The sequence below is a fragment of the uncultured Roseobacter sp. genome (assembly GCF_947499265.1).
Lineage (GTDB): Bacteria > Pseudomonadota > Alphaproteobacteria > Rhodobacterales > Rhodobacteraceae > Roseobacter.
The window spans coordinates 37979-60403 of sequence record NZ_CANMNK010000009.1 but is presented as its reverse complement, the minus strand read 5'-3'; the positions used below and the strand labels follow the sequence as shown (position 1 = coordinate 60403).

At 62.6% G+C, this 22425-nt stretch carries 21 protein-coding genes and 1 riboswitch; of the genes, 5 read left to right on the top strand and 16 right to left on the bottom strand.

Features of this window, described 5'->3' with window-relative positions; translation table 11 throughout:
- The first annotated feature begins 56 nt into the window (after nucleotides 1–56).
- Nucleotides 57–743, top strand: coding sequence for a fumarylacetoacetate hydrolase family protein (locus Q1A63_RS21905; RefSeq protein WP_298975200.1), 687 nt, complete (start codon nucleotides 57–59; stop codon nucleotides 741–743).
- Between the two features lie 40 nt (nucleotides 744–783).
- On the top strand, nucleotides 784–1542 hold the full coding sequence (locus Q1A63_RS21900; protein WP_298975202.1) for a sulfite exporter TauE/SafE family protein: 759 nt from the start codon (nucleotides 784–786) through the stop codon (nucleotides 1540–1542).
- Here Q1A63_RS21900 and Q1A63_RS21895 read toward each other — a convergent pair.
- The 4 genes from Q1A63_RS21895 to Q1A63_RS21880 form a co-directional block, all read right to left on the bottom strand.
- Entirely contained in the window at nucleotides 1539–2384 is an 846-nt protein-coding gene (locus tag Q1A63_RS21895; RefSeq protein ID WP_298975203.1) for an ABC transporter permease subunit, read from the bottom strand. The two genes, Q1A63_RS21900 and Q1A63_RS21895, sit on opposite strands and share 4 nt — an antisense overlap.
- Nucleotide 2385: 1 nt before the next feature.
- Nucleotides 2386–3249: an ABC transporter permease gene (locus tag Q1A63_RS21890; protein ID WP_298975204.1), complete on the bottom strand. Its 864-nt coding sequence runs from the start codon at nucleotides 3247–3249 to the stop codon at nucleotides 2386–2388.
- Between the two features lies 1 nt (nucleotide 3250).
- Nucleotides 3251–4354 carry an ABC transporter ATP-binding protein gene (locus tag Q1A63_RS21885; protein ID WP_298975206.1) on the bottom strand — a complete coding sequence of 368 codons (1104 nt, stop codon included), beginning with the start codon at nucleotides 4352–4354 and terminating at the stop codon, nucleotides 3251–3253.
- 71 nt (nucleotides 4355–4425) lie between these two features.
- Nucleotides 4426–5487 (bottom strand): extracellular solute-binding protein, encoded by a 1062-nt coding sequence (locus Q1A63_RS21880; RefSeq protein ID WP_298975208.1) that lies wholly within the window; start codon nucleotides 5485–5487, stop codon nucleotides 4426–4428.
- Nucleotides 5488–5912: 425 nt separating this feature from the next.
- On the opposite strand from Q1A63_RS21880, the gene Q1A63_RS21875 reads away from it, so the two are divergent.
- Complete coding sequence (locus tag Q1A63_RS21875; protein WP_298975209.1) at nucleotides 5913–6509, top strand: hypothetical protein; 597 nt, start codon at nucleotides 5913–5915, stop codon at nucleotides 6507–6509.
- A gap of 236 nt (nucleotides 6510–6745) precedes the next feature.
- Nucleotides 6746–9019 (top strand): mechanosensitive ion channel family protein, encoded by a 2274-nt coding sequence (locus Q1A63_RS21870; RefSeq protein ID WP_298975211.1) that lies wholly within the window; start codon nucleotides 6746–6748, stop codon nucleotides 9017–9019.
- Between the two features lie 13 nt (nucleotides 9020–9032).
- On the opposite strand, the gene cobF is transcribed toward Q1A63_RS21870, so the two are convergent.
- From cobF to cbiE, 7 genes are all read right to left on the bottom strand, one after another.
- The gene (cobF, locus tag Q1A63_RS21865; protein WP_299632479.1) at nucleotides 9033–9773 is read right to left on the bottom strand and encodes a precorrin-6A synthase (deacetylating); all 741 of its coding nucleotides are present in this window, start codon (nucleotides 9771–9773) and stop codon (nucleotides 9033–9035) included.
- Nucleotides 9774–9839: 66 nt separating this feature from the next.
- Complete coding sequence (locus Q1A63_RS21860) at nucleotides 9840–10517, bottom strand: energy-coupling factor ABC transporter permease (RefSeq protein WP_298975214.1); 678 nt, start codon at nucleotides 10515–10517, stop codon at nucleotides 9840–9842.
- A gap of 52 nt (nucleotides 10518–10569) precedes the next feature.
- A riboswitch (cobalamin riboswitch) is annotated at nucleotides 10570–10753 on the bottom strand.
- Nucleotides 10754–10788: 35 nt separating this feature from the next.
- Nucleotides 10789–11508 (bottom strand): uroporphyrinogen-III C-methyltransferase, encoded by a 720-nt coding sequence (gene cobA, locus Q1A63_RS21855; protein ID WP_298975216.1) that lies wholly within the window; start codon nucleotides 11506–11508, stop codon nucleotides 10789–10791.
- Entirely contained in the window at nucleotides 11505–12824 is a 1320-nt protein-coding gene (locus tag Q1A63_RS21850) for a cobyrinate a,c-diamide synthase (protein ID WP_298975218.1), read from the bottom strand. The genes cobA and Q1A63_RS21850 overlap by 4 nt, the downstream gene beginning before the upstream one ends.
- Nucleotides 12817–13611, bottom strand: a complete 795-nt coding sequence (gene cobM, locus Q1A63_RS21845; protein WP_298975221.1) for a precorrin-4 C(11)-methyltransferase — start codon at nucleotides 13609–13611, stop codon at nucleotides 12817–12819. The genes Q1A63_RS21850 and cobM overlap by 8 nt, the downstream gene beginning before the upstream one ends.
- Nucleotides 13608–13991 carry a cobalamin biosynthesis protein gene (locus tag Q1A63_RS21840; RefSeq protein ID WP_299632478.1) on the bottom strand — a complete coding sequence of 128 codons (384 nt, stop codon included), beginning with the start codon at nucleotides 13989–13991 and terminating at the stop codon, nucleotides 13608–13610. The genes cobM and Q1A63_RS21840 overlap by 4 nt, the downstream gene beginning before the upstream one ends.
- Nucleotides 13973–15172, bottom strand: coding sequence for a precorrin-6y C5,15-methyltransferase (decarboxylating) subunit CbiE (cbiE, locus tag Q1A63_RS21835; RefSeq protein WP_298975225.1), 1200 nt, complete (start codon nucleotides 15170–15172; stop codon nucleotides 13973–13975). The genes Q1A63_RS21840 and cbiE overlap by 19 nt, the downstream gene beginning before the upstream one ends.
- Between cbiE and Q1A63_RS21830 the strand changes: the two genes are divergently transcribed.
- The gene (locus tag Q1A63_RS21830; protein ID WP_298975227.1) at nucleotides 15171–15926 is read left to right on the top strand and encodes a cobalt-precorrin-6A reductase; all 756 of its coding nucleotides are present in this window, start codon (nucleotides 15171–15173) and stop codon (nucleotides 15924–15926) included. The two genes, cbiE and Q1A63_RS21830, sit on opposite strands and share 2 nt — an antisense overlap.
- On the opposite strand, the gene cobJ is transcribed toward Q1A63_RS21830, so the two are convergent.
- The 5 genes from cobJ to cobN are packed head-to-tail and all read right to left on the bottom strand — an operon-like array spanning nucleotide 15899 to nucleotide 22425.
- Nucleotides 15899–16651: a precorrin-3B C(17)-methyltransferase gene (cobJ, locus tag Q1A63_RS21825; protein ID WP_298975229.1), complete on the bottom strand. Its 753-nt coding sequence runs from the start codon at nucleotides 16649–16651 to the stop codon at nucleotides 15899–15901. The two genes, Q1A63_RS21830 and cobJ, sit on opposite strands and share 28 nt — an antisense overlap.
- Entirely contained in the window at nucleotides 16648–17376 is a 729-nt protein-coding gene (gene cobI, locus Q1A63_RS21820) for a precorrin-2 C(20)-methyltransferase (protein WP_298975231.1), read from the bottom strand. Before cobI ends, cobJ begins: the two co-directional genes overlap by 4 nt.
- On the bottom strand, nucleotides 17373–18002 hold the full coding sequence (locus Q1A63_RS21815) for a precorrin-8X methylmutase (protein ID WP_298975233.1): 630 nt from the start codon (nucleotides 18000–18002) through the stop codon (nucleotides 17373–17375). Before Q1A63_RS21815 ends, cobI begins: the two co-directional genes overlap by 4 nt.
- Nucleotides 17999–19135, bottom strand: coding sequence for a cobalamin biosynthesis protein CobG (locus Q1A63_RS21810; RefSeq protein ID WP_298975235.1), 1137 nt, complete (start codon nucleotides 19133–19135; stop codon nucleotides 17999–18001). The genes Q1A63_RS21815 and Q1A63_RS21810 overlap by 4 nt, the downstream gene beginning before the upstream one ends.
- On the bottom strand, nucleotides 19132–22425 hold the full coding sequence (gene cobN, locus Q1A63_RS21805; protein WP_299632477.1) for a cobaltochelatase subunit CobN: 3294 nt from the start codon (nucleotides 22423–22425) through the stop codon (nucleotides 19132–19134). The genes Q1A63_RS21810 and cobN overlap by 4 nt, the downstream gene beginning before the upstream one ends.

Here is a 22425-nt window from a genome sequence, read left to right as displayed (position 1 = left end):
GATCACCGTCAAACGGTATATGGTGCGCCCGAACGCTCACCACCTCAGGTCACCATATGCCACTTTATGCCATTGAAACACCGCCCGTTGTTGCCTTGCCGATTGCAGATACGGACGCGCTTTTCCCGGTGCGCCGGGTCTACTGCATCGGTCGCAACTACGCGGCCCATGCGATTGAAATGGGGCATGACCCGGACCGCGAAGCGCCATTCTTCTTTCAGAAAAATCCTGACAACCTCGACCCCAGCGGCACCTTCCCCTACCCGCCGAAAACCGCGGATGTGCACCATGAGGCCGAGCTTTCGGTCATGCTGCGGTCGGGCGGCACCAATATCGCGGTGGCGGATGCGCTGGAGCACGTCTTCGGCTATGCGCTGTCGCTCGACATGACCCGCAGAGATCTTCAGGGCGAGATGAAAAAGGCCGGGCGTCCCTGGGAGATCGGCAAGGCCTTTGAGCGCTCCGCCCCGGTGGGACCGATCCACCCCGCGTCTCAGGTGGGGCATCTCGATGAGGGAGCCGTTTCGCTGAAGGTCAACGGCGATCTGCGGCAGGCGGGTGACCTGAACCAGTTGATCTGGAAGGTCCCGGAAATGATTGCCTATTTGTCGGAGTATTTCGAACTGGCGGCGGGCGATGTGATCATGTCGGGCACGCCCGCCGGCGTCGGCCCGGTGGTCAGAGGCGACGTGATCGAAGTGGCGATTGACGGGCTGGGCAGCATGACCGTCACCGTTGTCTGATGCTCATGCGGGCCAATCATGCGACCGCTAGAATAACAGCATGACCGCCGATCTCATCCACGCCGGGCTTGGATGGCCCATCGCAACCCTCCTGATCGCCGTGAGCTTTCTGGGCTCCTTCATCACGGCGGCCTTTGGCATCGGCGGCGGCGCGGTTGTGCTGGCCGCCCTTGCCACGCTCTTGCCCGCTGTGGCCGTCATTCCGGTGCACGGTCTGGTCCAAGTGGGCTCCAACGCCGGGCGCACCTATCTGTTCCGCCGGGAGATATACCGCTCCGCTGTCGGGCCGTTTCTGCTGGGGTCACTGATCGGCATTGCCCTGGGCAGCGCCTTTGTCGTGCAACTGGATGCGGGCACGCTGCAGATCACCCTGGGCGCGTTTATCCTGTGGAGCGTCGTGTCCCGCCCCCCGGCTTTCTTGCGCAAATCCGCCGCGCTGACGGGCGCTATCTCCAGCTTTCTGACCATGTTCGTGGGGGCCACCGGCCCCTTTGTCGCAACCTATCTGAAATCGATTGAATTGAACCGGGTCCAACATGTGGCCACCCATGCAACTTTCATGACCCTCCAGCATCTGCTGAAAACCGCGGCCTTTGGCCTGCTGGGCTTTGCCTTTGCGCAGTGGGCCGGTCTGATCGTTCTGCTGATCCTCTCAGGCTTTCTGGGCACCATGGTCGGGCGGCGCGTGCTGTTTCGCATGAACGAGGCGCGGTTCAAACTGGTGCTGAATGGCATCCTGACCATTCTGGCCCTGCGGTTGATCTATGCCGGCGGTATGGATCTTTGGGGAGACCGTTAGCGTTTCAGCACCAGAGACAAGAGGCCGAGAAGAGCCGAGACGATGATCAGGAGCAGTGAGACCGCGTTCAGCACCGGCGTCGATCCGAGCTTGAGCCGATCAAACATCGTCACCGTCAAGGGCGCGTCTGATCCCACCAGCATCAGCGTGGTGTTGAAATTCTCAAAACTCATCAGCACCGCCACCACGGCGGCCGCCAGCATCGCCGGGAAGAGGAACGGCAGCGTGACCTGACGGATCGCGCCCCATTTCGTGGCGCCGAGATTGAGCGCCGCCTCTTCGAGGCTGGTGTCGAACTTTTGCAGGCGGGCGGAGATCACCAGCGTGGCGAAAGTAGTGATGAAGGAAAACTGCCCCAGGATCACCAGAAGCAAGCCCGGGCGCAGGCCGTCGAACCAGAGCCCCGTGGCCTCCTCCAGCGCGTTGGCGATGGAACTGCTGAAGACCAGGATGGAGATGCCCAGGATGATGCCCGGGATGATCAGCGGCAACAGCATCAGGATATAGAGGAAATTCTTGCCCGCGAAATCATGGCGCACAAAGAGGAAGGCATTGCAGGTCCCCACGATCACCGAGAGGCCCGAGACCCAGAAAGCGACGACGCCGGAGGTGACGATGGCGCGCAGAATGGGGCGTTCGTGAAAGACCCCGATGCGGGGCGCTTCGGTGCCGAAAAACCAGTCCCATGTGAAGCCGTCCCACGGCAGCGAGGGAAAGACGCTGTCGTTGAAGGCAAAGACACAGACCGTGACCAGCGGCAGCGCGAGGTAGAGGAAAAACAGCGTTACATAGAGCCGGTAGGACCACTTGAACGGGGCCGATTGCGGGATCGTCGTGATCATCTCAGCGCCCCATCGTCTTGCCCAGCGACTGCCCGGACAGTTTCAGCGCCAGAAACACGATCAGCGAGGATAGCCCCAGCAGCAAGAAGCCAAAGGCGGAGCCAAGCTCCCAGTTGAACCGCGTGATGAACTGGTTGTAGATCAGCCCGGTGAACCACAGGCTGTCCTTGCCACCGAGCAGGATGGGCGTGAGATAATTGCCAAGGCTCAGCATGAACACCACGATGCAGCCCGACACGATCCCCGGCATGGCGTGCGGGATGATAATCTCGCGCAGGATCGACCAATTGGTGCCGCCCAGATCATAGCCCGCCTCAATCAGACTGTCATCGAGGCTGTCGAGCGTGGTGACAAGCGGGACGACCATGAAAAGCATGGAGGTGTAGACCAGCCCCGTCATGATCGCCGCGTCATTGTAAAGGAACTCCACCGGCCCGCTGACCACGCCGAGATATTGCAGGAAGGACGACAGCACGCCGGTCTCGCGCAGCAGGATCATCCAGCCGAAAGTCCGCACCAGCTCGCTGACCCAGAACGGAATGAGGCACATCAGAAAGAGCGTGGTCTTGGTGCGCCCTCGGGTCAGTTTCGCGATGTAATAGGCCACCGGAAAGCCGATCAGCAGCGTCAGCGCCGTGGCCGCAATAGACATATAGGCGGTGCGGGCAAAGGTATTCCAATAGAGCGGTTCGTTAAAGAACACCGCGTAATTGGCAAAGCTGGTTTCATATTCGCGAATGCCGGTCTTTTCCCGCAGAGACACCAGAAACATGCCGACATGCGGCAGCACGATCAGCGTGATCAGCCAGATCAGCAAAGGCGCCAGCAGCAGGATAAACCCCAGTTTGGACTTGTCCGACGTCATCTCAGGTGCCCTGCCGATAGCATCGGGTCTGATCCGCTTCCCAGCCGAAATGGATCTGATCCCCTTTCGTCAGGTCACGAAATTCGGCGGTTTGCGGCAGGGCCACGTTCAACTCGCTGCCCGTGCGCGCATCGCGCAGGATCAACTGGCTGTTGGCCCCGTTGAAAAGCACGCTTTCCACCTGCCCCGCGCCGGTATTGGCCATTTGATCCATATCCGCGCTCTTGCGTGACAACCGGATCGCTTCTGGGCGCACAAAAACCTGCGCGGTATCACCCTGTCCAAGCCTGTCGCCGGTGTCGACGCCGCGCAGGTGAACGCCGTCGCGGGTGACCAGATGCAGGCCATTTGCCGCCGCTGCCTCGACCTTGGCGGTATATTTGTTCGCCTCACCGACGAACCCGGCCACAAATGCGGTTTGGGGCTGGTAATAGAGGTCCTTGGCCGTGCCGATCTGCTCAAACGCCCCCTTGTTCATCACCGCGATCTGATCGCTCATCACCAGCGCTTCGGACTGGTCATGGGTGATGTAGACAAAGGTGGTGTTGAATTCGGATTGCAGCTTTTTCAGCTCCACCTTCATGTGCTCGCGCAGTTTCAGGTCGAGCGCACCCAGCGGTTCATCCAGCAGCAAAACGCTGGGTTCCAGCACCATACAGCGCGCGATGGCCACACGCTGTTTCTGCCCGCCGGAAAGCGATGAGACGGATCGCTCCGCCACGCCACCCAGACCAACCCGTTCCAGCACCCGCTCCACCTGTGCCTTGATGTCGGTCTTATTGACCCCAAGCTGGCGCAGGCCAAAGCCCACATTGGCCCCGATGTTCATCATCGGGAACAGGGCGAGGTGTTGAAACACCATCGACACCGGGCGTTTGTTGGGCGGCACCTCCAGCACCGATTTGCCCTTGATGAGCAGATCGCCCCCGGTCGGATTCTGAAAACCTGCGATCATACGCAAGAGCGTGGTCTTGCCACAGCCCGAGGGTCCCAAAATGGAGAAGAATGTGCCCTTGGGAACGCTGAAGCTTACATCCTGAACCGCTTGAAAATCATCATAACTTTTGGAAACAGCGCGGCATTCGAGGTCGGGGATGTCGGACATTATGGGTCAGGCTTTCGCGAAAAAGATGGAGCGCGGCATCCGCGCTCCACAGGTCGTATCTTCGAAACGGGTTACTTGGCCGCGTTGATGCGGTCCAACGTGGCCCCTTCCAGCGCTTCCAACCCGGGCGGTACTGCAGGGTACCACTTGATGTTGTTGAGCGCTTCGGGGGTAAAGCTCGCCTGATACTTTTCCTTCAGCGCAGCATCGACACCCGCATCACCCCCCTGCGAGGCGGTAAAGTTGCCCGCGGTATTGGTGATCATCGCCGCAATATCCGGGCGCATGACAAAGTTGATCCAGGCATAGGCGGCCTCATCCGCGCGGCCCCGCGAGGGAATGGCGAAGGTGTCGATCCACCCCAGCGCCCCAGCCTTGGGCGCCACAAAGGTGATGTCCTTGTTGTCGTCGTTCAGCTGCCAGCCACCGGTGTCCCAGGCCATGGAGGCCGTGACCTCGCCCGACCGCAGCAGGTTCTTAATCTCGTCGCCACCATCCCAATAGGTCTTCACATTGGCCTTACAGTCGATCAGTTTGGCCTCGACCTGATCCAATACCTCCTGATAGGCATCCGGGTCAGCATAAGCGGCAAAGGGATCGAGCCCCATGGAGAAGGCAAAACCAATGAGCGTCGGGCGTTTCAGACGATAAGACACCTTGCCCGCAACATCGGCGCCACAAAGATCCGTATAGTCCTGCACGCCTGCCGCTTCGGCGGTATTCACCACCAGACCGCTGGTGCCCCAGACATGCGGCACGCCGTATACGTCGCCCTCCAGCGTGGTGTAGATCTTGGTGGCTTCCAACATCGACGGGATAAAGAGGTTTTTGTCGATCTTGGACATGTCAATTGGCTTATAGATGCCAAATTCAGCCTGCGCCCCGGCGATCCGGTCCTGGCTGGGCTGCGCCAGATCAAAGCCGCCGCCATTGGTGGCGCGCAGCTTGGCAATCATCTCTTCGTTGTTGGATTTCGTGACTTCGACGGTATGACCGGTTTCCGCCTCGAACTTGGCAATGACCTCTTCAGGCGCGTAGCCGCCCCAGGTCAGCAGGCGCAAAGTATCGGCATGCACCGCCACGGACGACAGCATCATCGCTGCAGCGGTTGAAAGCATCAAAGTTGTTTTCATGGTCTTCTCCTTTAAATTCGAAATCGCTTTTGTGTCGGCTATTGGGGTATCTGCACGTCGATCCTGGCACTCCCCAAGTCCTGCGGCAGTTTCGGTACCTGTGTGATGTGTGATCCCCCGGAACATCGGCGACGCAAGCCGTCGATATCTATCAGCTTTTGCATGAGCATAGGCGCTAACTGCGCAGTCTCACAACCGAATTCGCTCAACATAACGACATGGTAAATGTCACGCGCGTGGGGAATGTGCCGGGCTTGGCACAAATTACCGTGTCATCCCTGCCCTATTTTCCCCTTTCATAAGGTGACACGCCAAGGCGAAATGCGGACGACAAAGATGATGCCAACCGGTAGGGTCGGGTTTGATCAGCACAGACGCCAACGCGGGACAATTTACGCTGATCTGGACGATGAGGGAGTGGCTAGATGAAATCTGCGCGCATTTGGGCCGCGATGCTTGTGAGTATTATTTTGCAGCCTGCCAACGCGCAGTCCCTCTCTGGTTTTGGCGAGACAGCGGAATTGCCAGCGCATCGCACGCTGATGGCCCATCGTGCGGAGGCCAAACTGACCCCCTTTGTCAGCGACGGCTGCAGCGGCGGGATGTCGGATATCTGGACGGCCACTGCGGCGCAATTCCCGGCCTGGGCCGAAAATCAGGGCGAAAAGCCACCCTGGGAGGCTTGCTGCGTGGCCCACGACCGGCTCTATCATTCCGCGAATGGCGCGACAGAAGCCGGGCAGAGCTATGATGCGCGCCTGAGGGCAGATGAAGAGCTGCGTGCCTGCATCTTGTCACAAGGCGCGCAGGACCGCGATACCCTGGCGGTGCGCTATGGTCTAAGCGTGGAGACGATTGACTACACCTACAAGGGGATCGCTCAGGGGATGTACCTGGCGGTTCGGTTGGGCGGCGGCCCCTGCTCCGGCCTACCCTGGCGCTGGGGCTATGGCTTTCCCGAGTGCTCGATCCTGCGTCATCTCCGGCCAAACGATCCCGCTGAGACCGCAATATCCGAATAAGCCAATCGTAATGACCCGCCAAGCCCGGCTGGCGATCTACCTGAGCGAGAGAAAACTTGTGTATTTTTAAAAACGTCGTAAGGCTCTGATTTGAAAGAGGGCCCGTGCCGTATTTTTTCTGGCCCCCGCAAACGACACCATTGAACCACTCCTGCATTGGAATTTTACGCCCAGTGCACTGAAAACCGACCATAAAAACGCTTTCAAAGTGAAAAGATTACACCGGGGACATGACCATGAGACACGCAATCGCACTTCTACTTACCCTGTTGATCAACTGTCTTGTCGCGACAACCGTGCAGGCTCAGGTTGCATTGCCCACGTCCTCATCGGCCGCAGAAACCGCGGAGCCGGTAGAACTCACCAGCCCCGAAGCGGTGCGGGAAATGGTGGCGCAGATGTCGGATGATCAAGTGCGACAGATGCTGTTGGAGCGGCTCGACGCGGTTGCGCAGACAGAAGCTGCGGAGAACGCGGCACAGTTGACCTTCAGTGAACGGCTGACCGACACCTGGGAGGCATTTTACACGCCGGTTCTGGATGCGGTCGGTTTGCTGCCCACGCTCTTTGTCAAACAGGGCGAGGCTTTCTCGAATTTTGCCACGGCGTTTGGCATCACAGGGATTTTCATGCTGATTGGCCTGACGGTGATTGCACTGGCGGCGGGCTACGCCGCGGAACGCGTGGTGCTGGCCATCTGCAAACGGCGCGACCAGGGGCTGGGGACGCCCGACAGTGCGTCGCTGCGCAGTACAATGGGGTTTCTGGTGCGCAGGCTTTGGCGCGAAATCTTGGGTCTTGTTGTGTTCTACGTCGTCACCCGCACGGTCGGGCAATTCCTGCTGACGCTGGATCAGATCGCGATTGCCGCGCCAGCCGTGCTCAACATGATCATGATCCCGCGCTTTGCCGCCGCCCTCTCGCGCTTTGCGCTGGCCCCGAAACAACCCGACTATCGCTTGGTCAGCATCGACGATGCCCGGGCGGCCTTCTTCCACCGGCACTTTGTGACACTGGCGCTGGTGGTGGGCTTCGGCTTTTTCCTGATGGGGTTCAATATCCGGTTTGGCGTGCCGCTTTCTGAAACTCGGATCGGTTTCTGGTTTAGCCTCGCCCTGCACCTCTACATCATCGCCATCGCCTGGTACGGCAAGGAAGGGCTGACAAAGATGATGCTAGGCACCGACCCGGACCGCACCGCGTTTGACGCGCAGGTGGCCCATGCCTATCCGATCTTCGCCATCTGCGCCTCGGCGGTCACCTGGATCATTGCGAACATCGTCGCGGGCTATGGGTATTTCGGCCTGCTCATCACCGCGCCACACCTCAAAACCATGTTCTGGCTGCTGATGACACCGCTGATCGACACCGCGATCCGCGGTCTGGTGCGCCATTTGCAGCCCCCGATGATTGGCGAAGGACCGATTGCGGAACAGGCCTATAAGTCCAATAAACGCAGCCTGATCCGCATCGGCCGGGTGCTGGCGCTGGGGTCCATCGTGCTGATCATTGCCAATGCCTGGAACATCAACCTCTCCGATGTCGGCGCGTCCGACGGCGGCTCGGCCATTGCGGGCAATATCATCGAATTCATCGTGGTCGCGGCCTTTGGCTACGTCGTTTACGAATTGGTGTCCTTGTGGATCAATCGGCGCCTGACGCGTGAAATCACCTCCGAAGTCACCTCGGATCAAGAAGCCGGCGAAGGCGGCGGTGCCGGTGGATCACGTCTGGCCACGGTCCTGCCGCTGGTGCTGATGGCCGCACAAGCGGCGATTGCCACGATCTTTGGCCTGCTGGCGGTGGGCAGCCTGGGCATCGACATCACCCCGCTGCTCGCCGGGGCCGGTATTCTGGGGCTGGCCATCGGGTTCGGCGCGCAAAAGCTGGTCACCGACATCGTCTCGGGCATCTTCTTTCTGGTGGATGACGCGTTCCGGGTGGGTGAATATGTCGATGTCGGCGGCACCATGGGGTCGGTGGAAAAAATCTCCATCCGCTCGATGCAGCTGCGCCATCACCGCGGCAATGTGCACACCATTCCCTATGGCAGCGTCGAAAAGGTCACCAATTTCAGCCGCGACTGGGTGATCATGAAACTGATGTTCACCGTGCCCTTTGATACCGATCCCAACCGGGTCAAAAAGATCTTCAAGAAGATCGGCGCGGAGATGCTGGAGGATCCGCTCTTCAAGGATGATTTCCTGGAACCCTTCAAAAGCCAGGGCGTCTTCCAGTTTGACGATGTGGGCATCGTGATGCGCGGCAAATTCATGGCCAAGCCGGGCACGCAATTCACCATCCGCAAGGAAATCTACAACCGTGTGCGCAACGAGTTCAAAGCCAATGGGATCGAATTTGCGCGGCGTGAGGTGCGGGTCGAAATCCCGGGCATGGAAGACATTGAAAGCCTTGAAGAGAATGAAAAAGCCGCGGTTCAGGCAGCGGCCTCAAGTGCGGTGGACCAGCATATCGCGGAACAGCAGGCTGCGGCGGCCGCAAAGAAGTAGCGCCGCGACCGGCTCAGTTGCAGGTGCTGAGCAAATAGGTGTCCATGATCCAGCCATGGCGCGCGCGTGCCTCGGCCCGCGTTGTCACGATGCGTTCCGCCACATCAGCGAGCCTGCCCTGATCCAGGATTTGCTCCGGCATGCCCAGATAGGCGCCCCACCAGATATGCAGATCGCTACGGTCCAGCGTTTGGAAACTGGCCTCGCCATCCAGCATCACCACCACCCGCTCGGCGCCCTCGGGCCAGCCCTGATCGCGCAGACGCCGCCCGGTGGTGATCAGAACGGGGCCGTTCACCGTGTTGAGCGGCAGCGCATGGGCCGCGGTTAGCGCCTGAATGGCGGTGATGCCCGGCACCACGCGGATATCGGGCTTGGGATCCAGGCGCTGCGCAATGCGGATGGTGCTGTCGTAGAGCGAGGGATCGCCCCAGACCAGCAGCGCCACCGGCCCTTTGATGTTGGTTCCTGCCACAGCGGCCTGCCAGCGCCGGGCGATCTCGTCGTGCCAGCGCGCCACACGTTCTGCATAAGGCAGGTCCGGGTCCCGCACCGGGTAGTCAAAGGGAATGATCTCGGCCTGCGACCCGCTGACGTCGATGATCCGGTGCCGTAGGGTTGCCAGATCGTCTTTGCCCGCGCCCTTATGCGGCACCAGAATGACCGCCGCGTCGCGCAGCGCCGCCATCCCCTGCCCGGTCACATGATCGGTGGATCCAGTGCCGATCCCGATAAGCCAGAGCGTGTCGATCACTGTGCAACCCTCACAAAAAATCCCGGACCCCACGGCAGGGATCCGGGACGGTTGTCTAGCAGCGATTTACGCCGCGTTGAAGAGGCGCTGGGTAAAGAGACCTGTGGCCTTGTTCGCGCGCATGGCCTTGGCCCCTGCCAATACCGCAAGGTCGGCAATCGGTTCGATGATCACAACCAGCATATAGGCCGCCCCGAAGGTCAGGACCGACTGTAACGTCTCGGCGCCGACACCCTGACCATAGAAGGCCCAGAATGCGACCCATGCCACGACACCACCCTGATACATCGCGGACAGTTTGAAGACGTCCGCATAGGCCAGATCAACGTAGGCTTTATGCTCGGGAATGAACCTCTGCGCCAGCGCCGAGATCGCAAAGAGCGGTACCAGCAAGGTGGTCACATTCACAAAGAACATTGGCAGATCGCTTGGCGCGAAGAAGGTGCCCTGCACCAGCAGACCAAGCGCAAGACCCAAGGCGGCAGGTGCGGCGCCCATCAGCAAAAACAGCGTGGTGCCCAGAATGAAGTGCACTTCAGAGACGCCCACGGGGAAGTGCGGCAGCACCTCAAAGAAGATGAACGTCCCAATGGTTGCCAGTGCCGTGCGCACGGCAAAGGATCCGATGGTGTGGTCGTTCAGATCCTTCAGCGCGAGCTTGGCGGTATAGCCCGCCGCACCTGCTGCGGTGGCATAGGCGAAGGCCATTTTGGCACCATCTACGATCCCGGGTTCGATATGCATGTTTTTGTCCTTTCTGTGCTGCCCCTCCGGCAGCGTCTGATCCGTTTGCAAACGGGTTGTGGGTTGGTACGGCAGGTCTCCTGACTTGCGGGTCACGGCGCGCGGGTCCTTCCCGGCCTTGCGGCCAGTGGGTCTTTCCGTTGCGCTCGCCGCTTACAGTTGCGGGGGCAGTTCGGGCCTTTCACCCAATTCCCTTTTCAGCCACAGAATGTGGCACCGTATTTCTAGTCCTATCGCTGATGCTCCGGTCCGAACAACAAAAAAGCGACTTTCAACTCTCAGCAAACGGCCCATAGAGGATCAAAGCCGGTTTTTCGCCGACGTCCTGCGCCAGTTGTTCGGCCAGTTCCGACACGGTGGATCGGGTGATCTGCTGATCCGGACCGCTGACGCTTTCCGCGAGAATAGCGGGCGTGTCTTTTGGCAGCCCTTTCCGGGTCAGCGCCTCAAGCAGCCGTGGGAAGGTCCGCTTGCCCATGAAGACCACGGTGGAGGCTGACGGGTCTGCCAGGGCTTCGAGGTCAAGATCCTCAGGCAATTGCCCCGACACGTCATGGCCGGTGACAAACTGCACGCGGCGGGCCGTCAGCCGCCGGGTCAGCGGAATGCCTGCCGCCGCCGCGGCAGCGCAGGCGGAGGGGATGCCGGGGATGATCTCATAGGGGATATTTGCCTCTCGCAGCGCCACCAGCTCCTCTTCGAGACGGCCAAAAAGGCCGCTGTCCCCGGATTTCAGCCGCACCACGCGTTGATCCATCTGTGCATATTCCACCAGCAACCGGCTGACGTGATGCTGCTTGGGCGATGGCCTGCCCGCGCGTTTGCCCACACCCACCAGATCGGCACCCGATCGTGCATGGCTCAGGATCGGCCCAGAGGAGAGATCGTCAAAAAGCACCGCATCCGCGCGCTTCAACCGGTCGACCGCCTTGAGGGTCAGCAGTTCTGGATCGCCGGGGCCGGAGCCCACGAAGCTGACGAAACCGGTCACGCACCCTCCTCCGCCGTGATGAGGTGGAAAAAGGTGCCGGAGACATTGCCCCGGTACGATCCTGTCTCAGGCACCGGGTTGCCATCCGCATCCGCCACCTGCGCCAGCGGTGCGTCCGGTTGTTCGAGTATGGTTGAATAGTGGAACTCGTGGCCTCTGAGCGCGGCACCGGGTGCATATCCCGGCAAGGGCGCGTCCAACACCGCGCGGCGGTAACCCAGGTGGAATTTGCGTTTTTCATAGCTGGTCACCAGGCCGAGCAGGCCCGCCATCCGGTGGTGCGTGCCTTCCTTGTCGATCAGTGTATCGCCCAAGGCCATGTAGCCACCGCATTCCCCATGCACGGGGCGTGTTTCCGCGTGTTTTCTGATGCCAGACAGGAAGTTATCCGCCGCAGCTAAAGTACACCCGTGCAGTTCCGGGTAGCCACCGGGCAACCAGACCAGATCGGCCGTTGCGTCAGGGGCCTCATTGGCCAGAGGCGAGAACGGCAGGATTTCGGCACCCGCCCGGCGCCAGCCTTCCAGCACATGCGGATAGGTGAAGGAAAAGGCCGCATCCCGCGCCAGGGCGATCCGTTGCGCGGGCGGTACCGGCAACTGTGCGCCGGCGTGCTCCGGCAACTGCCCTTTCGCTGCATCCCGAATGGCGCTGATGTCCACATGTTCGCGCAGGAAGGTCGCGTATCCGGCGATGGCGGCCTCCAGATCCGGGTGCTCCACCGCCTGAATGAGCCCGAGGTGCCGTTCCGGCAGGGTCAGATCACCGCGCCTCGGCAGCACGCCCAGCACGTTGACGCCCGCGTTTTCCATGCCCAGCCGCGCCAGCCGCTCGTGACGGGGCGATGCGCAACGATTCAGGATCACGCCAGCAAAAGGCACCTGCCGGTTATAGGCCTGAAACCCTAGCGCGGTGGCCGCCGCCGATTGCGCCTGCCCACTGACGTCAACGATCAGCACCACCGGCCAGCCCATGCGCTGCGCAGTCTCGGCGCTGCTGCCGAACCCGCTTTGCCCGCGGGTGGCGACCCCGTCATAGAGGCCCATGGATCCTTCGGCGACGCAGATGTCCGCGCCAAGCGCCTGCTGAGAGATCGCCGCCAGCAGATCCGGCCCCATCGCCCAGCTGTCGAGGTTGAACGACGCCCGACCACTGGCGGCATGATGAAAGGCCGGGTCGATGTAGTCAGGGCCAGACTTAAACGGCTGCACCTGCAATCCGTCCTCTGCCAGCGCGCGCAGCAGCCCCAACATCACAGTTGTCTTGCCGGTGCCGGAGGACGGCGCTGAAATCATGATCCCGGGCATCTCAGTCATCGCCATGGCTCCAGCTTGCCCAGGGGCTTTCGGCGCTTTGTGGTCGGTAGCGCCGGTCATAATCCGCCGCATAGAGGCAGCTCTCATCAAACCCTTCACCCGCAAGCGCAGGTCCCACCAAGATCAACGCGGTACGCACGATGCCCTCGTCCACCCGGGTCGCGATATCCGTCAGGGTGCCGCGGATGATGCGTTCATCCGGCCAACTCGCCCGGTAGACCACGGCAACGGGGCAGTCACCGCCATAGGCGGGCATCAACTCTTGCACTACGCTGTCAAGGTTCTGAATGGACAGATGGATCGCCATTGTCGCGCCGGTGGCTGCGAAATTCTGCAGAGTCTCGCCTTCGGGCATGGAAGAAGCGCGCCCGGGTGTGCGGGTCAGCACCACCGATTGCGCCAGCCCCGGCAGCGTCAGTTCCGCGCCCAGTGCGGCGGCAGCGGCGGCAAAGGACGGCACCCCCGGCGTCACGGACACCGGGATGCCCGCCGCGCGTAGTCTGCGCATCTGCTCGCCCATCGCCGACCAGACCGACAGATCGCCGGAATGCAGCCGCGCGATGTCCCTGCCGTGGTCATGGGCCGCTTTGATGGCCGCCATGATCTCCTCCAGGCTCATCGAAGCCGTATTCACAATCTCCGCGCCGGGCGGACAATGCGCCAGGATCGCCTCCGGCACCAGCGAGCCCGCGTAAAGGCACACCGGGCAGGACGCGATCAGATCGCGCCCGCGCAGGGTCAGAAGGTCGGGCGCGCCGGGACCGGCGCCAATAAAATGAACGGTCATGATGTCTCTCTGATGGCCAGGGCACAGGTTGCCAGCCTGTCCGCGGAAATATGTCGTGTCGTCAGTAGCTTGGCGCCGGGGCCTGCGGCTGCGAGCGCGGAGGCCTCGGCGACGGACCCGATGCCCCTCTCTGTCAGGGATTTCAGCGATTGCGTGACGGTGTTCTGCTGTTCCAGCATGTCGGCGGGCACCGCCTTGATGGGCAGGTCGGCCTCCTCTGCGAAAAGGCGGAACGCCTTGGCCGTCGCCTTGTCATCCGGGGCCGCCAGCACGTCAGGCCGCGCCGAAACGCAGGCGCTGTCATAGGCATTTTGCAGGCTGCCCTGGGACGCATCCTTTCGAAATCCGAAACCTGCTACAATCATAGGGTCACGCTCCATTGCACAATCGGGTAGCTGGCCTTCCATCCCCGGCGCGGACCCAGGGGTTCGGACCGGGACAGTTCCAGACGCATCAGCTCCCCGCCGTGGTGTTCCTGCTCTTGCAAAAGCAGCGCTTCGGTCTCCAGCGTCACGGCGTTGGCGACAAGGCGGGTGCCCGCAGCAAGGTTTTCCACCAGCCAGTGTAGCAGATTTTCAGACAACCCGCCGCCGATGAAGACCGCCTGCGGCGCGTCCAGCCCGGCCAGCGCCTCGGGTGCCGCGCCAGTCACAACCCGCAATCGGTCCACCCCAAGGCTGGCCGCATTGGCGGTGATGCGCGCCGCGCGATCCGGACGCGGTTCAATCGTTGTGGCCTGCAAGGTCGGGTGACAGAGCAACCATTCGATGCCGATGGAGCCCGACCCGCCGCCGATATCCCACAGGTGTTCGAAGGGATGTGGCGCCAAGGCGGAGAGGGTCATGGCGCGGATCGGTTGCTTGGTGATCTGACCGTCGTTGTCAAACCATGTGTCCGGGCGCCCGCTGGCCAAAGGCATCGCGGCCCCCACCCCGAGGATGTCGCAGGCCACGCAGACGGGGTGCTGAAACGTGGTATCAGGCAGCGCTTTGGCGTGCATATCGGTCACCCGTTCGCGCGGTCCACCCAAAGCCTCAAAGACTGTCATCGAGGTTTCGCCGAAACCCGCGTCATCAAGATAATCAGCGAGGTCGCGGACCGCCGCACCGTCACGCAAGAGCACGATCAAGCGCATCCCCTTGGCCAGATGTGGTCGCACCCGTGTCAAAGGAGCCGCGTGCAGGCCCAGGCAGAGCGTCGTCTCAAGCGGCCAGCCCAGACGATTGGCCACAAGCGAAAACACTGAAGGTATTGGCAGGCTTTGCCATTCATGCGGGTTCAGATGCCGCGCCAGCACGGCACCCGCTCCGAACCAGAAGGGGTCGCCCGAGGCCAGAACAACCACGCGCCGCCCCCGCAGCGACAACAACTGCTGCACGCCTTCTGCGAAAGGCACCGGCCATTCGACAGTTTCGCAGGGCAGATCGCCCAGAAGCGCCAGATGCCGCGCCGGTCCCATGACGATTTCTGCGCTATCCAGCGCGGATTGGCTTGCAGCGGTCAGCCCTTTGAGGCCATCTTCGCCCAACCCGATGATGGTCAACCACGGAGCCTCAGACATGGTGCCAAACCTGCTTGTCCTTGGCGGCACAGCCGAAGCGACGGCACTGTGTCGTGCGCTGGCTGAAGCCGGACTGGCGGGCACAATCTCCTTTGCCGGTCGGGTCAAGCGCCCGGTCAGACAGCCCCTGCCGCAACGTGTCGGCGGGTTCGGCGGTGTTGCCGGGTTGGTGTCCTTTCTGCGCGCGGAGAAAATCACCCATGTTGTGGATGCCACGCACCCCTTTGCCGCGCAGATGAGCCGGAATGCCATTGCCGCCTGTGCCGAGGTTGGGGTGCCCTTGGTCGCCCTCACACGCGCGCCCTGGATGGCGCAGGAGGGTGACCAATGGACCTCGGTGCAGAGCATTGACGCCGCCGTTGCCGCCCTGGACCGGCCCGCCACGCGGGTCATGCTGGCCATCGGGCGCATGAACCTGCCCGCTTTTGCCCCGCACCCGCAGCATTTCTATCTGCTGCGGCTTGTGGATCCGCCGGAAACGCCGCCGCCCTTCCCCGATCATCACATCGTGGTGGACCGCGGCCCCTTCGACACACAGGGGGATCTGGATCTCATGCGCGCCTTTGACATCTCGCTTGTGGTCTCCAAAAACGCCGGTGGCACTGGTGCCTACGCGAAAATCCTTGCCGCCCGCGCGCTCAGGCTGCCCGTCATCATGATTGACCGCCCGCAGGTGCCGGAGCGCCGCGAGGTGCATTCTGTTCAGGCGGTCCTGGACTGGGTGCATCATGCCTCAACCGATCTGGGCGTGTAGACAATCGGGGGGCCGTCCCGCGCAATGATCCGGGTATTCGACGCACCAACAATCACCATGGTGCGCATATCTGCCATTTCCGGCCGGGCGTCGGTCAGGGGCACCACCGTGATCTTTTCCTCCGGCGTGGAAACCGCACGCGCAAAAATCACCGGGCGCGCGTCACGACAGACCTCCTTGAGGATTTCAAGGGTTTTGACAAAACCTTCGGGGCGCGATTTGGACCGCGGATTGTAAAAGGCCATGGCAAAATCGGCTTCCGCCGCAAGCCGCAAGCGCTTTTCGATCAAGGCCCAGGGTTTGAGGTTATCGCTGAGATTGATGGCACAGAAATCATGGCCCAGAGGCGCGCCCACATGGGCCGCCGCCGCCAGCATTGCGGTGATGCCGGGGGCCACGCGAATGTCCAGCGCACGCCAGTCCTGCGGCCCCGCTTCAACCGCCTCGAACACCGCCGCTGCCATGGCAAAAACGCCGGGATCGCCCGAGGAGACCACCACAACGCGCCGCCCCACCGCCGTCATCTCCAACGCATGGCGCGCGCGGTCGAGTTCCACGCGGTTGTCGCTGGCATGCAGGGTCAACCCGTCGCGCGCAGCCACGCGGGCAACATACGGAATGTAGCCCACCACATCCGTGGCCTGATCCAGCGCGGCGCGCACTTCCGGCGTGACCAGATTTTCATCCCCCGGCCCCAGCCCCGCAATGACCAGCCAGCCGCTCACGGTCTGCGCCCTTGCCCATGCACAACGATGATCGAGAAATAGGGGGTGATCTTCTCACCTGCTTGGGAGAGTTTCTGCACCGTCTGGTTCGGCATACTGGCATATTCGATGATCCAGGCATCCTCGAATTTGCCCGCCTGTTGTAGCGCGGATTTGACCTTTTCGATATGTCGGCCGATCTTCATCACCACAATCGCATCGCTTTGCGCCATGCGGTCCACCAGCATCTCCAACGGCAGGGTGCCCATCAGCACCGTGAGGATATCGTCGCCCCAGGTGATCGGCTGACCCGTCGCCGTCCAGGCCCCCGACATGCCGGTGATCGCGGGCACGACCTGCACCGGCACGACATCCCTCAGACGGGTATAGAGATGCATGAACGAACCGAAAAAGAAAGGATCGCCCTCGCAGAGCACAACAACATCTTCGCCACTGTCGACCAATGTGCGCAGATGCTCGGTGCAGGTGGTGTAGAAATCAGAGAGGGTCGCGTTGTAACTCGGATCGGTCACCGGGATTTCGGTGGTAACGGGGTATTCCATCGGGAATTCGATGACATCCTTGTGCAGCATGCCTTCCACAATCCGTCTGGCCTGCCCCGACCTGCCGGCCTTGCGAAAGAAGGCCACATGGCGAGCGCTGCGCAGCAGCCGGTCGGCGCGCACGCTCATCAGATCCGGATCACCCGGGCCGAGCCCGACGCCGTGCAGAGTCCCAGCGCTCATTCCGCACGGCTCGCGATGGCATTGACAGCGGCCACGGTGATGGCGCTGCCGCCCAGGCGTCCCTGCACGATACAGCAGGGCACCGGTTGATCCGCCCAGAGCGCGTCCTTGCTTTCCACCGCGCCGACAAAACCAACCGGGCAGCCGATGATCGCTGCGGGGCGTGGGCAATCAGGGTCTTCCAGCATGTTCAGCAGATGAAAAAGCGCTGTGGGCGCATTGCCAATGGCCACCAGCGCACCTGCCAGATGCGGGCGCCAGAGCTCCAGGGCGGCCGCTGACCGGGTATTCTGCATCTCCGCCGCGAGGGCGCGCACGCCATCGTTCTGCAGGGTGCAGATCACCGCGTTCTCTGCGGGCAAACGCGGGCGGGTCACCCCTTCGCTGACCATTCGCGCGTCGCATAGGATCGGCGCTCCGGCTTCCAGTGCCGCCCGTGCCGTCCGGGCAAACCCCGGCGAAAACCGAATGTGCTCTTCCAGCCCGACCAGCCCGGCGGCATGGATCATCCGCACCGCGATCTGCTCTTCATCCTCGGCAAACCGCGCCAGATTTGCCTCCGCGCGTATTGTTGCGAAGGATTGTTTGTAAATCGCAGCGCCGTCCGTTTCGTAAGCATAAGTCATGAGGAGCCAGTCAATTCCGCCAATAAGTCCTGGGGCAATAGCCCTGATTTTTCCGGGGCATCCCATGCATGACCGCGCCGAACAAGGTCAAAACGCCCGTCCTGGCCAACAATTGTGGTGTCGGCGGCGCCCTTGCACGCGCATCCCTTGGCGCACCCCGAGACATGCAGGCTGCCGATTTGTGCCCCTGCCAGCGCCCGCGCGATGATGCGGGTGTCGACGCTGGCGCTGGCGCAGAACGGCGCGCCCGGGCAGGCATCCACCTGCAGCAGCGGATCGTCGGGCGTGGTCACAAACGCATCATGATGCACCATATCCGCCCCTTCGAGCAGAAAGAGCCGCCATGGGGTGACGCGCAAGGCAATAGCACCCGTCTCCTGCATGAGTTCAGAAAGCGCAACAGCGTCGATCTGCCCGAAGGCAGCCCCAAAAAGCGCACCCTGTTGATGGGCGCCGGGGATTGGCAGAGCTGCGGCGGCAAGCGGTGGGGATTGCCGCCATGCCGCAGGCGGTTGCGTATGTGCCAGAACGCTGGCCATGCGCCGGTCCTCGGGCCGTTTGTGCGTGGCAAACCAGGTCGCAAAGTCATGAACAGCCGTCACCACAGCGTCCATAGGCACTAGCCGACCCAAATCCGCGCCATCCGCCCGTACGATGATGCCCCCCGCGCTCCGCTCGATCCGGATATCCCCAGAGGCTGTCGTCAGTAATGGCGCGGCAGCGGTGTCAACCGAAAATCCAAACTTTGCAGGCAGATCAGGGAGTTGCGCCAGAGAGTTCAACAAGCGGGCCACAAGCGCTTCCGTCTCATCCCCAGCGGACCAGAACGGCGTCACCAGGATGTTGCGGCGGCTTTCCAGCGCAGGTGTCTCATCGAGCAGGTGAAGATCGTCCAGGTCCTGTAGCAGCGCGTCGAGCGCGCCGTCGCCAACCCCCCGAATTTGCAGGTTCGCCCGGTTGGTCAGGTCGAGAAAGCCGTTGCCATACCGCTGTGCCAGCGTGCACAGACCTAACACCTGGGCCGCGGTAAGCCGGGCAAAGAACGGCCTGACCCGCACGATCAGCCCATCCCCCGACATCATCGGTTTGTAGGCGCCCGGGCACCAGCCTTTGACATCGGGCGTGGCGGTCATTGCGCCGCCTCTAGCCCGGCGAGGATCGAATTACGCCGTGTTTGCCAGAGCCCGGCAGCATGGAGTTCTGCAAAGCGGTGCACCATGGCCTCGCGCGCTTCAGGATTGGCGTCCTGCAGGAACTGATCCGTATCCACGTGACCCAGCGTTGCATCGTGATAGAGATCGAAGAGATGCGGCGAGACAGCGCCCGCCAGATGCGCAAAGGCCGCCATGTGATCCAGCGTCGCCGCAATCTCCGCCGCGCCACGGAACCCATGGGCGCGCATGCCAGCGATCCACGCTGGATTGGCGGCGCGCGCCTGAACCACCCGCGCGATCTCTTCGGGCAGCGCGCGGGCGCGGGGCCGGTTGGGATCGGTGTTGTCCAGATGATAGAGCGCCGCCTGCCCGCCAGTGATGGCCTGTGCCGCGGCAAATCCGGCCTCATGCGCCGCGTAATCGGCGGCCAGCAACAGGTCCGTCTCCGGCAGGTCCTGTGCGTGCACAAATGTATCCGCCTGCGCGACCCGGGTGCGGATGCCGTGATCCTGCCGTTTCGCCGTTTCGCCGTCCAGTGCCCAGGCGCTGGCCTTCAACCACGCCTCGCCCGCGGCCCGGCGGCCCGCTTCGGTATGGGTCTGCGCGGCGTCGGTCATGCCGACGCCAAAACTGCCGGGTGCCGGGCCATAGACGCGCGCCAGATCGCCCCTCCCAACATAGGGGTTCCAATCGGCGGCCTCGTCCCGCGCAGCCAGGGCGCGCACGGCCTGGGCAAAGAGCGCCGAAAGCGTGGGGAAGACATCGCGGAAGAGGCCTGAGACCCGCAGGGTGACATCGATCCGGGGCCGGTCCAATTCGGTGATGGGCAGCACCTCGATGCCGGACACGCGCTCTGATCCGGCGTCCCAGACGGGCCTTGTGCCCAGCAGATGCAGCGCCATGGCGAAATCCTCGCCCGCCGTGCGCATGGTTGCCGACCCCCAAAGATCGACGATCAGACCGCGCGGCCAGTCCCCCGCATCCTGCAGATGGCGGCGCACCAGCTCATCGGCCAGCTTCACGCCCTGCGCATAGGCGGCACGGGTCGGCACGGCGCGGGGATCGGTGGTAAAGAGGTTGCGGCCCGTGGGCAGGACATCCGTGCGACCGCGATAGGGCGACCCCGAGGGCCCCGCCGCAATGCGTCGCCCGTCCAGGGCATCCAGCAGCGCGTGTTGCTCGGCTTGGATCGAGGGTTCGACATCGAAAGCTGTGTCGGCACGCGGTGCCCTACCCCAGATGTGCAAACCGTCGCCAAACTGGCTTTCCTTGATGTCGCAGACAAACCTGTCGATGCGCGTGATCGCTTCGGCGCTGCACCCGGCGCGATCCAGACCCAGATCGTCCTCGACACCCAGCGCCTGCGCCTCGGCGCGGATGTCATCCTGCAACCGGTCGCGGCGGCGCGGGTCCAACCCATCGGCGTTGGAGAACTCGTCCAGCAGGCTCTCCAACCGCACCAGGCCCTCGGGCGTGCCGCTCTCGCGCAGCGGTGGCGGGACATGACCGAGGGTGATCGCGCCGATCCGCCGTTTCGCCTGCGCCGCCTCGCCCGGGTCATTGACGATGAAAGGATAGATGACCGGCAGCGCCCCGGTGAGCGCCTCGGGCCAGCAGGTGGCTGAAAGTGCAACCGATTTGCCGGGCAGCCATTCCAACGTCCCATGTGCTCCGATGTGCACCAAGGCGTCGGCGCGCGCCTGCAGCCAGAGATAAAACGCCACATAGGCATGCCGGGGCACCCGCGACAGATCGTGGTAGTCATCGTCGCGCTGATCCGGCGTGCCGCGTTCGGGCTGCAGCGCCACGAACACCTTGCCGTGATGGGTCACGGCAAAGCGGAACGCACCATCCTCGACATCCGGATCGTTTTCTGGCGCGCCCCAGGCGTTGAAAAGATCGGTTTTCAGCGCATCAGGGACTTGGCTCAGAGCTGCCATGTAATCCGCCACAGGCCATGTTTCGTGGCGGGCCACGAGCTCACCCGTGATCTCTGCAGCCGCCGCCTGCGCGTCATAACCAGCCTGTGCGAGGTCTTGCAGGATGGTCTGCGCCGAGGCGGGCGCATCCAGCCCCACCGCATGGCCCATGTTCCAGTCTTTGCCGGGATAGGTGGAGAGCACCAGCGCCACCCGGCGTTCGGCTGCAGGTGTCGCTGCCAGTGTCAGCCAGCCGTGCACGCGATCGGCAATCGCCTCGATCCGGTCGGGCTCCGGCGCATGGGCAAAGCGGGAATACTCAAGATCAGGGTCGCGCACGCCCGGTTCCTTGAAGGAGGCGACACCGCCCATGATCCGACCGTCCACCTCGGGCAGCACCACATGCATGGCCAGATCCGCAGGTGACAACCCCCGCTCTGCTTCCACCCAGGCTGCGCGAGTCGAGGTGGCCAGCGCCACTTGAAATACCGGTACATCGCCCACATCCAACGGGGATGCGCCATCGTCACCCTTGCCGCTGAAGGCCGTGGCGTTGACGATGGCCGCCGGTTTCATGTGCGCCACCTGACGGCGCAGCCACCCGGAGGCTTGCGGCGCTTTCAGCGAGGGCACAAAGAGGCCAATGACGTCATAGCCCCGGGCGCGGAAAGCCGCAAAAAGCGCATGGATCGGCGCCAGATCGGCAGAAACGAGGTAAGAGCGGTAGAAGCTGATGAGAATGCGCGGTTTCGGATCAGCGACCTGCGTCACAACAGGACAGGTCACGCCATGCTCCGGCGTCCAGGCGCCAAGAGACGGCAGCGTTTTGGAACCTGCGACCGGCCCTGCATAGAGGCCCGCCGCCAGTGACATCTGCGCCAGCGCCGCCTGCGCGGCAACAACGCCACCGGTGTCACAGAGGTGACTGAGCCGTCGCAGGGTCGAGACCGGCAGCGTGGCGAAATCATCGAGCCTTGCGTCGACGCGCCCATCCGCAGGCAGCACCGCCAGCGCGATACCCTTGCGCTCGGCCATTGCGCGGACCTGTTGCAGCCCGTAAGACCAGTACGGCACGCCGCCGATCAGCCGGATCAGGATGCCCTTCGCGCCCGCCAGCGTCTGCTCCACATAGGTGTCGACCGACAGCGGATGTTTCAGTGCCACCAGATTGGCGAGCCGCAACGTGGGCAGTTTGCCCTCTGGCCCGCCGCCCCGCCGCCAGGCCTCCGCGAAAGCACCCAGGTCACTGTCGGAGAACGACAACACCACCAGATCCGCGGGGCTCTGCCCCAGATCCGTTGGCGTCTCGGTCTCCTCCAACCCATGGCTTTCGCGGAAAACGACGTGCAT

What these genes read in the sequence shown, in the direction of transcription:
- Q1A63_RS21860 (WP_298975214.1), bottom strand. Translation starts at nt 10,517, where the DNA reads ATGCATATCGAACCCGGGATCGTAGATGGTGCCAAAATGGCCTTCGCC.
- cobN (WP_299632477.1), bottom strand. Translation starts at nt 22,425, where the DNA reads ATGCACGTCGTTTTCCGCGAAAGCCATGGGTTGGAGGAGACCGAGACG.
- Q1A63_RS21905 (WP_298975200.1), top strand. Translation starts at nt 57, where the DNA reads ATGCCACTTTATGCCATTGAAACACCGCCCGTTGTTGCCTTGCCGATT.
- Q1A63_RS21895 (WP_298975203.1), bottom strand. Translation starts at nt 2,384, where the DNA reads ATGATCACGACGATCCCGCAATCGGCCCCGTTCAAGTGGTCCTACCGG.
- Q1A63_RS21890 (WP_298975204.1), bottom strand. Translation starts at nt 3,249, where the DNA reads ATGACGTCGGACAAGTCCAAACTGGGGTTTATCCTGCTGCTGGCGCCT.
- Q1A63_RS21850 (WP_298975218.1), bottom strand. Translation starts at nt 12,824, where the DNA reads ATGACTGAGATGCCCGGGATCATGATTTCAGCGCCGTCCTCCGGCACC.
- Q1A63_RS21870 (WP_298975211.1), top strand. Translation starts at nt 6,746, where the DNA reads ATGAGACACGCAATCGCACTTCTACTTACCCTGTTGATCAACTGTCTT.
- Q1A63_RS21875 (WP_298975209.1), top strand. Translation starts at nt 5,913, where the DNA reads ATGAAATCTGCGCGCATTTGGGCCGCGATGCTTGTGAGTATTATTTTG.
- cobM (WP_298975221.1), bottom strand. Translation starts at nt 13,611, where the DNA reads ATGACCGTTCATTTTATTGGCGCCGGTCCCGGCGCGCCCGACCTTCTG.
- cobI (WP_298975231.1), bottom strand. Translation starts at nt 17,376, where the DNA reads ATGAGCGCTGGGACTCTGCACGGCGTCGGGCTCGGCCCGGGTGATCCG.
- Q1A63_RS21900 (WP_298975202.1), top strand. Translation starts at nt 784, where the DNA reads ATGACCGCCGATCTCATCCACGCCGGGCTTGGATGGCCCATCGCAACC.
- Q1A63_RS21810 (WP_298975235.1), bottom strand. Translation starts at nt 19,135, where the DNA reads ATGACCGCCACGCCCGATGTCAAAGGCTGGTGCCCGGGCGCCTACAAA.
- Q1A63_RS21885 (WP_298975206.1), bottom strand. Translation starts at nt 4,354, where the DNA reads ATGTCCGACATCCCCGACCTCGAATGCCGCGCTGTTTCCAAAAGTTAT.
- Q1A63_RS21830 (WP_298975227.1), top strand. Translation starts at nt 15,171, where the DNA reads ATGGTGCCAAACCTGCTTGTCCTTGGCGGCACAGCCGAAGCGACGGCA.
- Q1A63_RS21880 (WP_298975208.1), bottom strand. Translation starts at nt 5,487, where the DNA reads ATGAAAACAACTTTGATGCTTTCAACCGCTGCAGCGATGATGCTGTCG.
- cbiE (WP_298975225.1), bottom strand. Translation starts at nt 15,172, where the DNA reads ATGTCTGAGGCTCCGTGGTTGACCATCATCGGGTTGGGCGAAGATGGC.
- Q1A63_RS21815 (WP_298975233.1), bottom strand. Translation starts at nt 18,002, where the DNA reads ATGACTTATGCTTACGAAACGGACGGCGCTGCGATTTACAAACAATCC.
- Q1A63_RS21840 (WP_299632478.1), bottom strand. Translation starts at nt 13,991, where the DNA reads ATGGAGCGTGACCCTATGATTGTAGCAGGTTTCGGATTTCGAAAGGAT.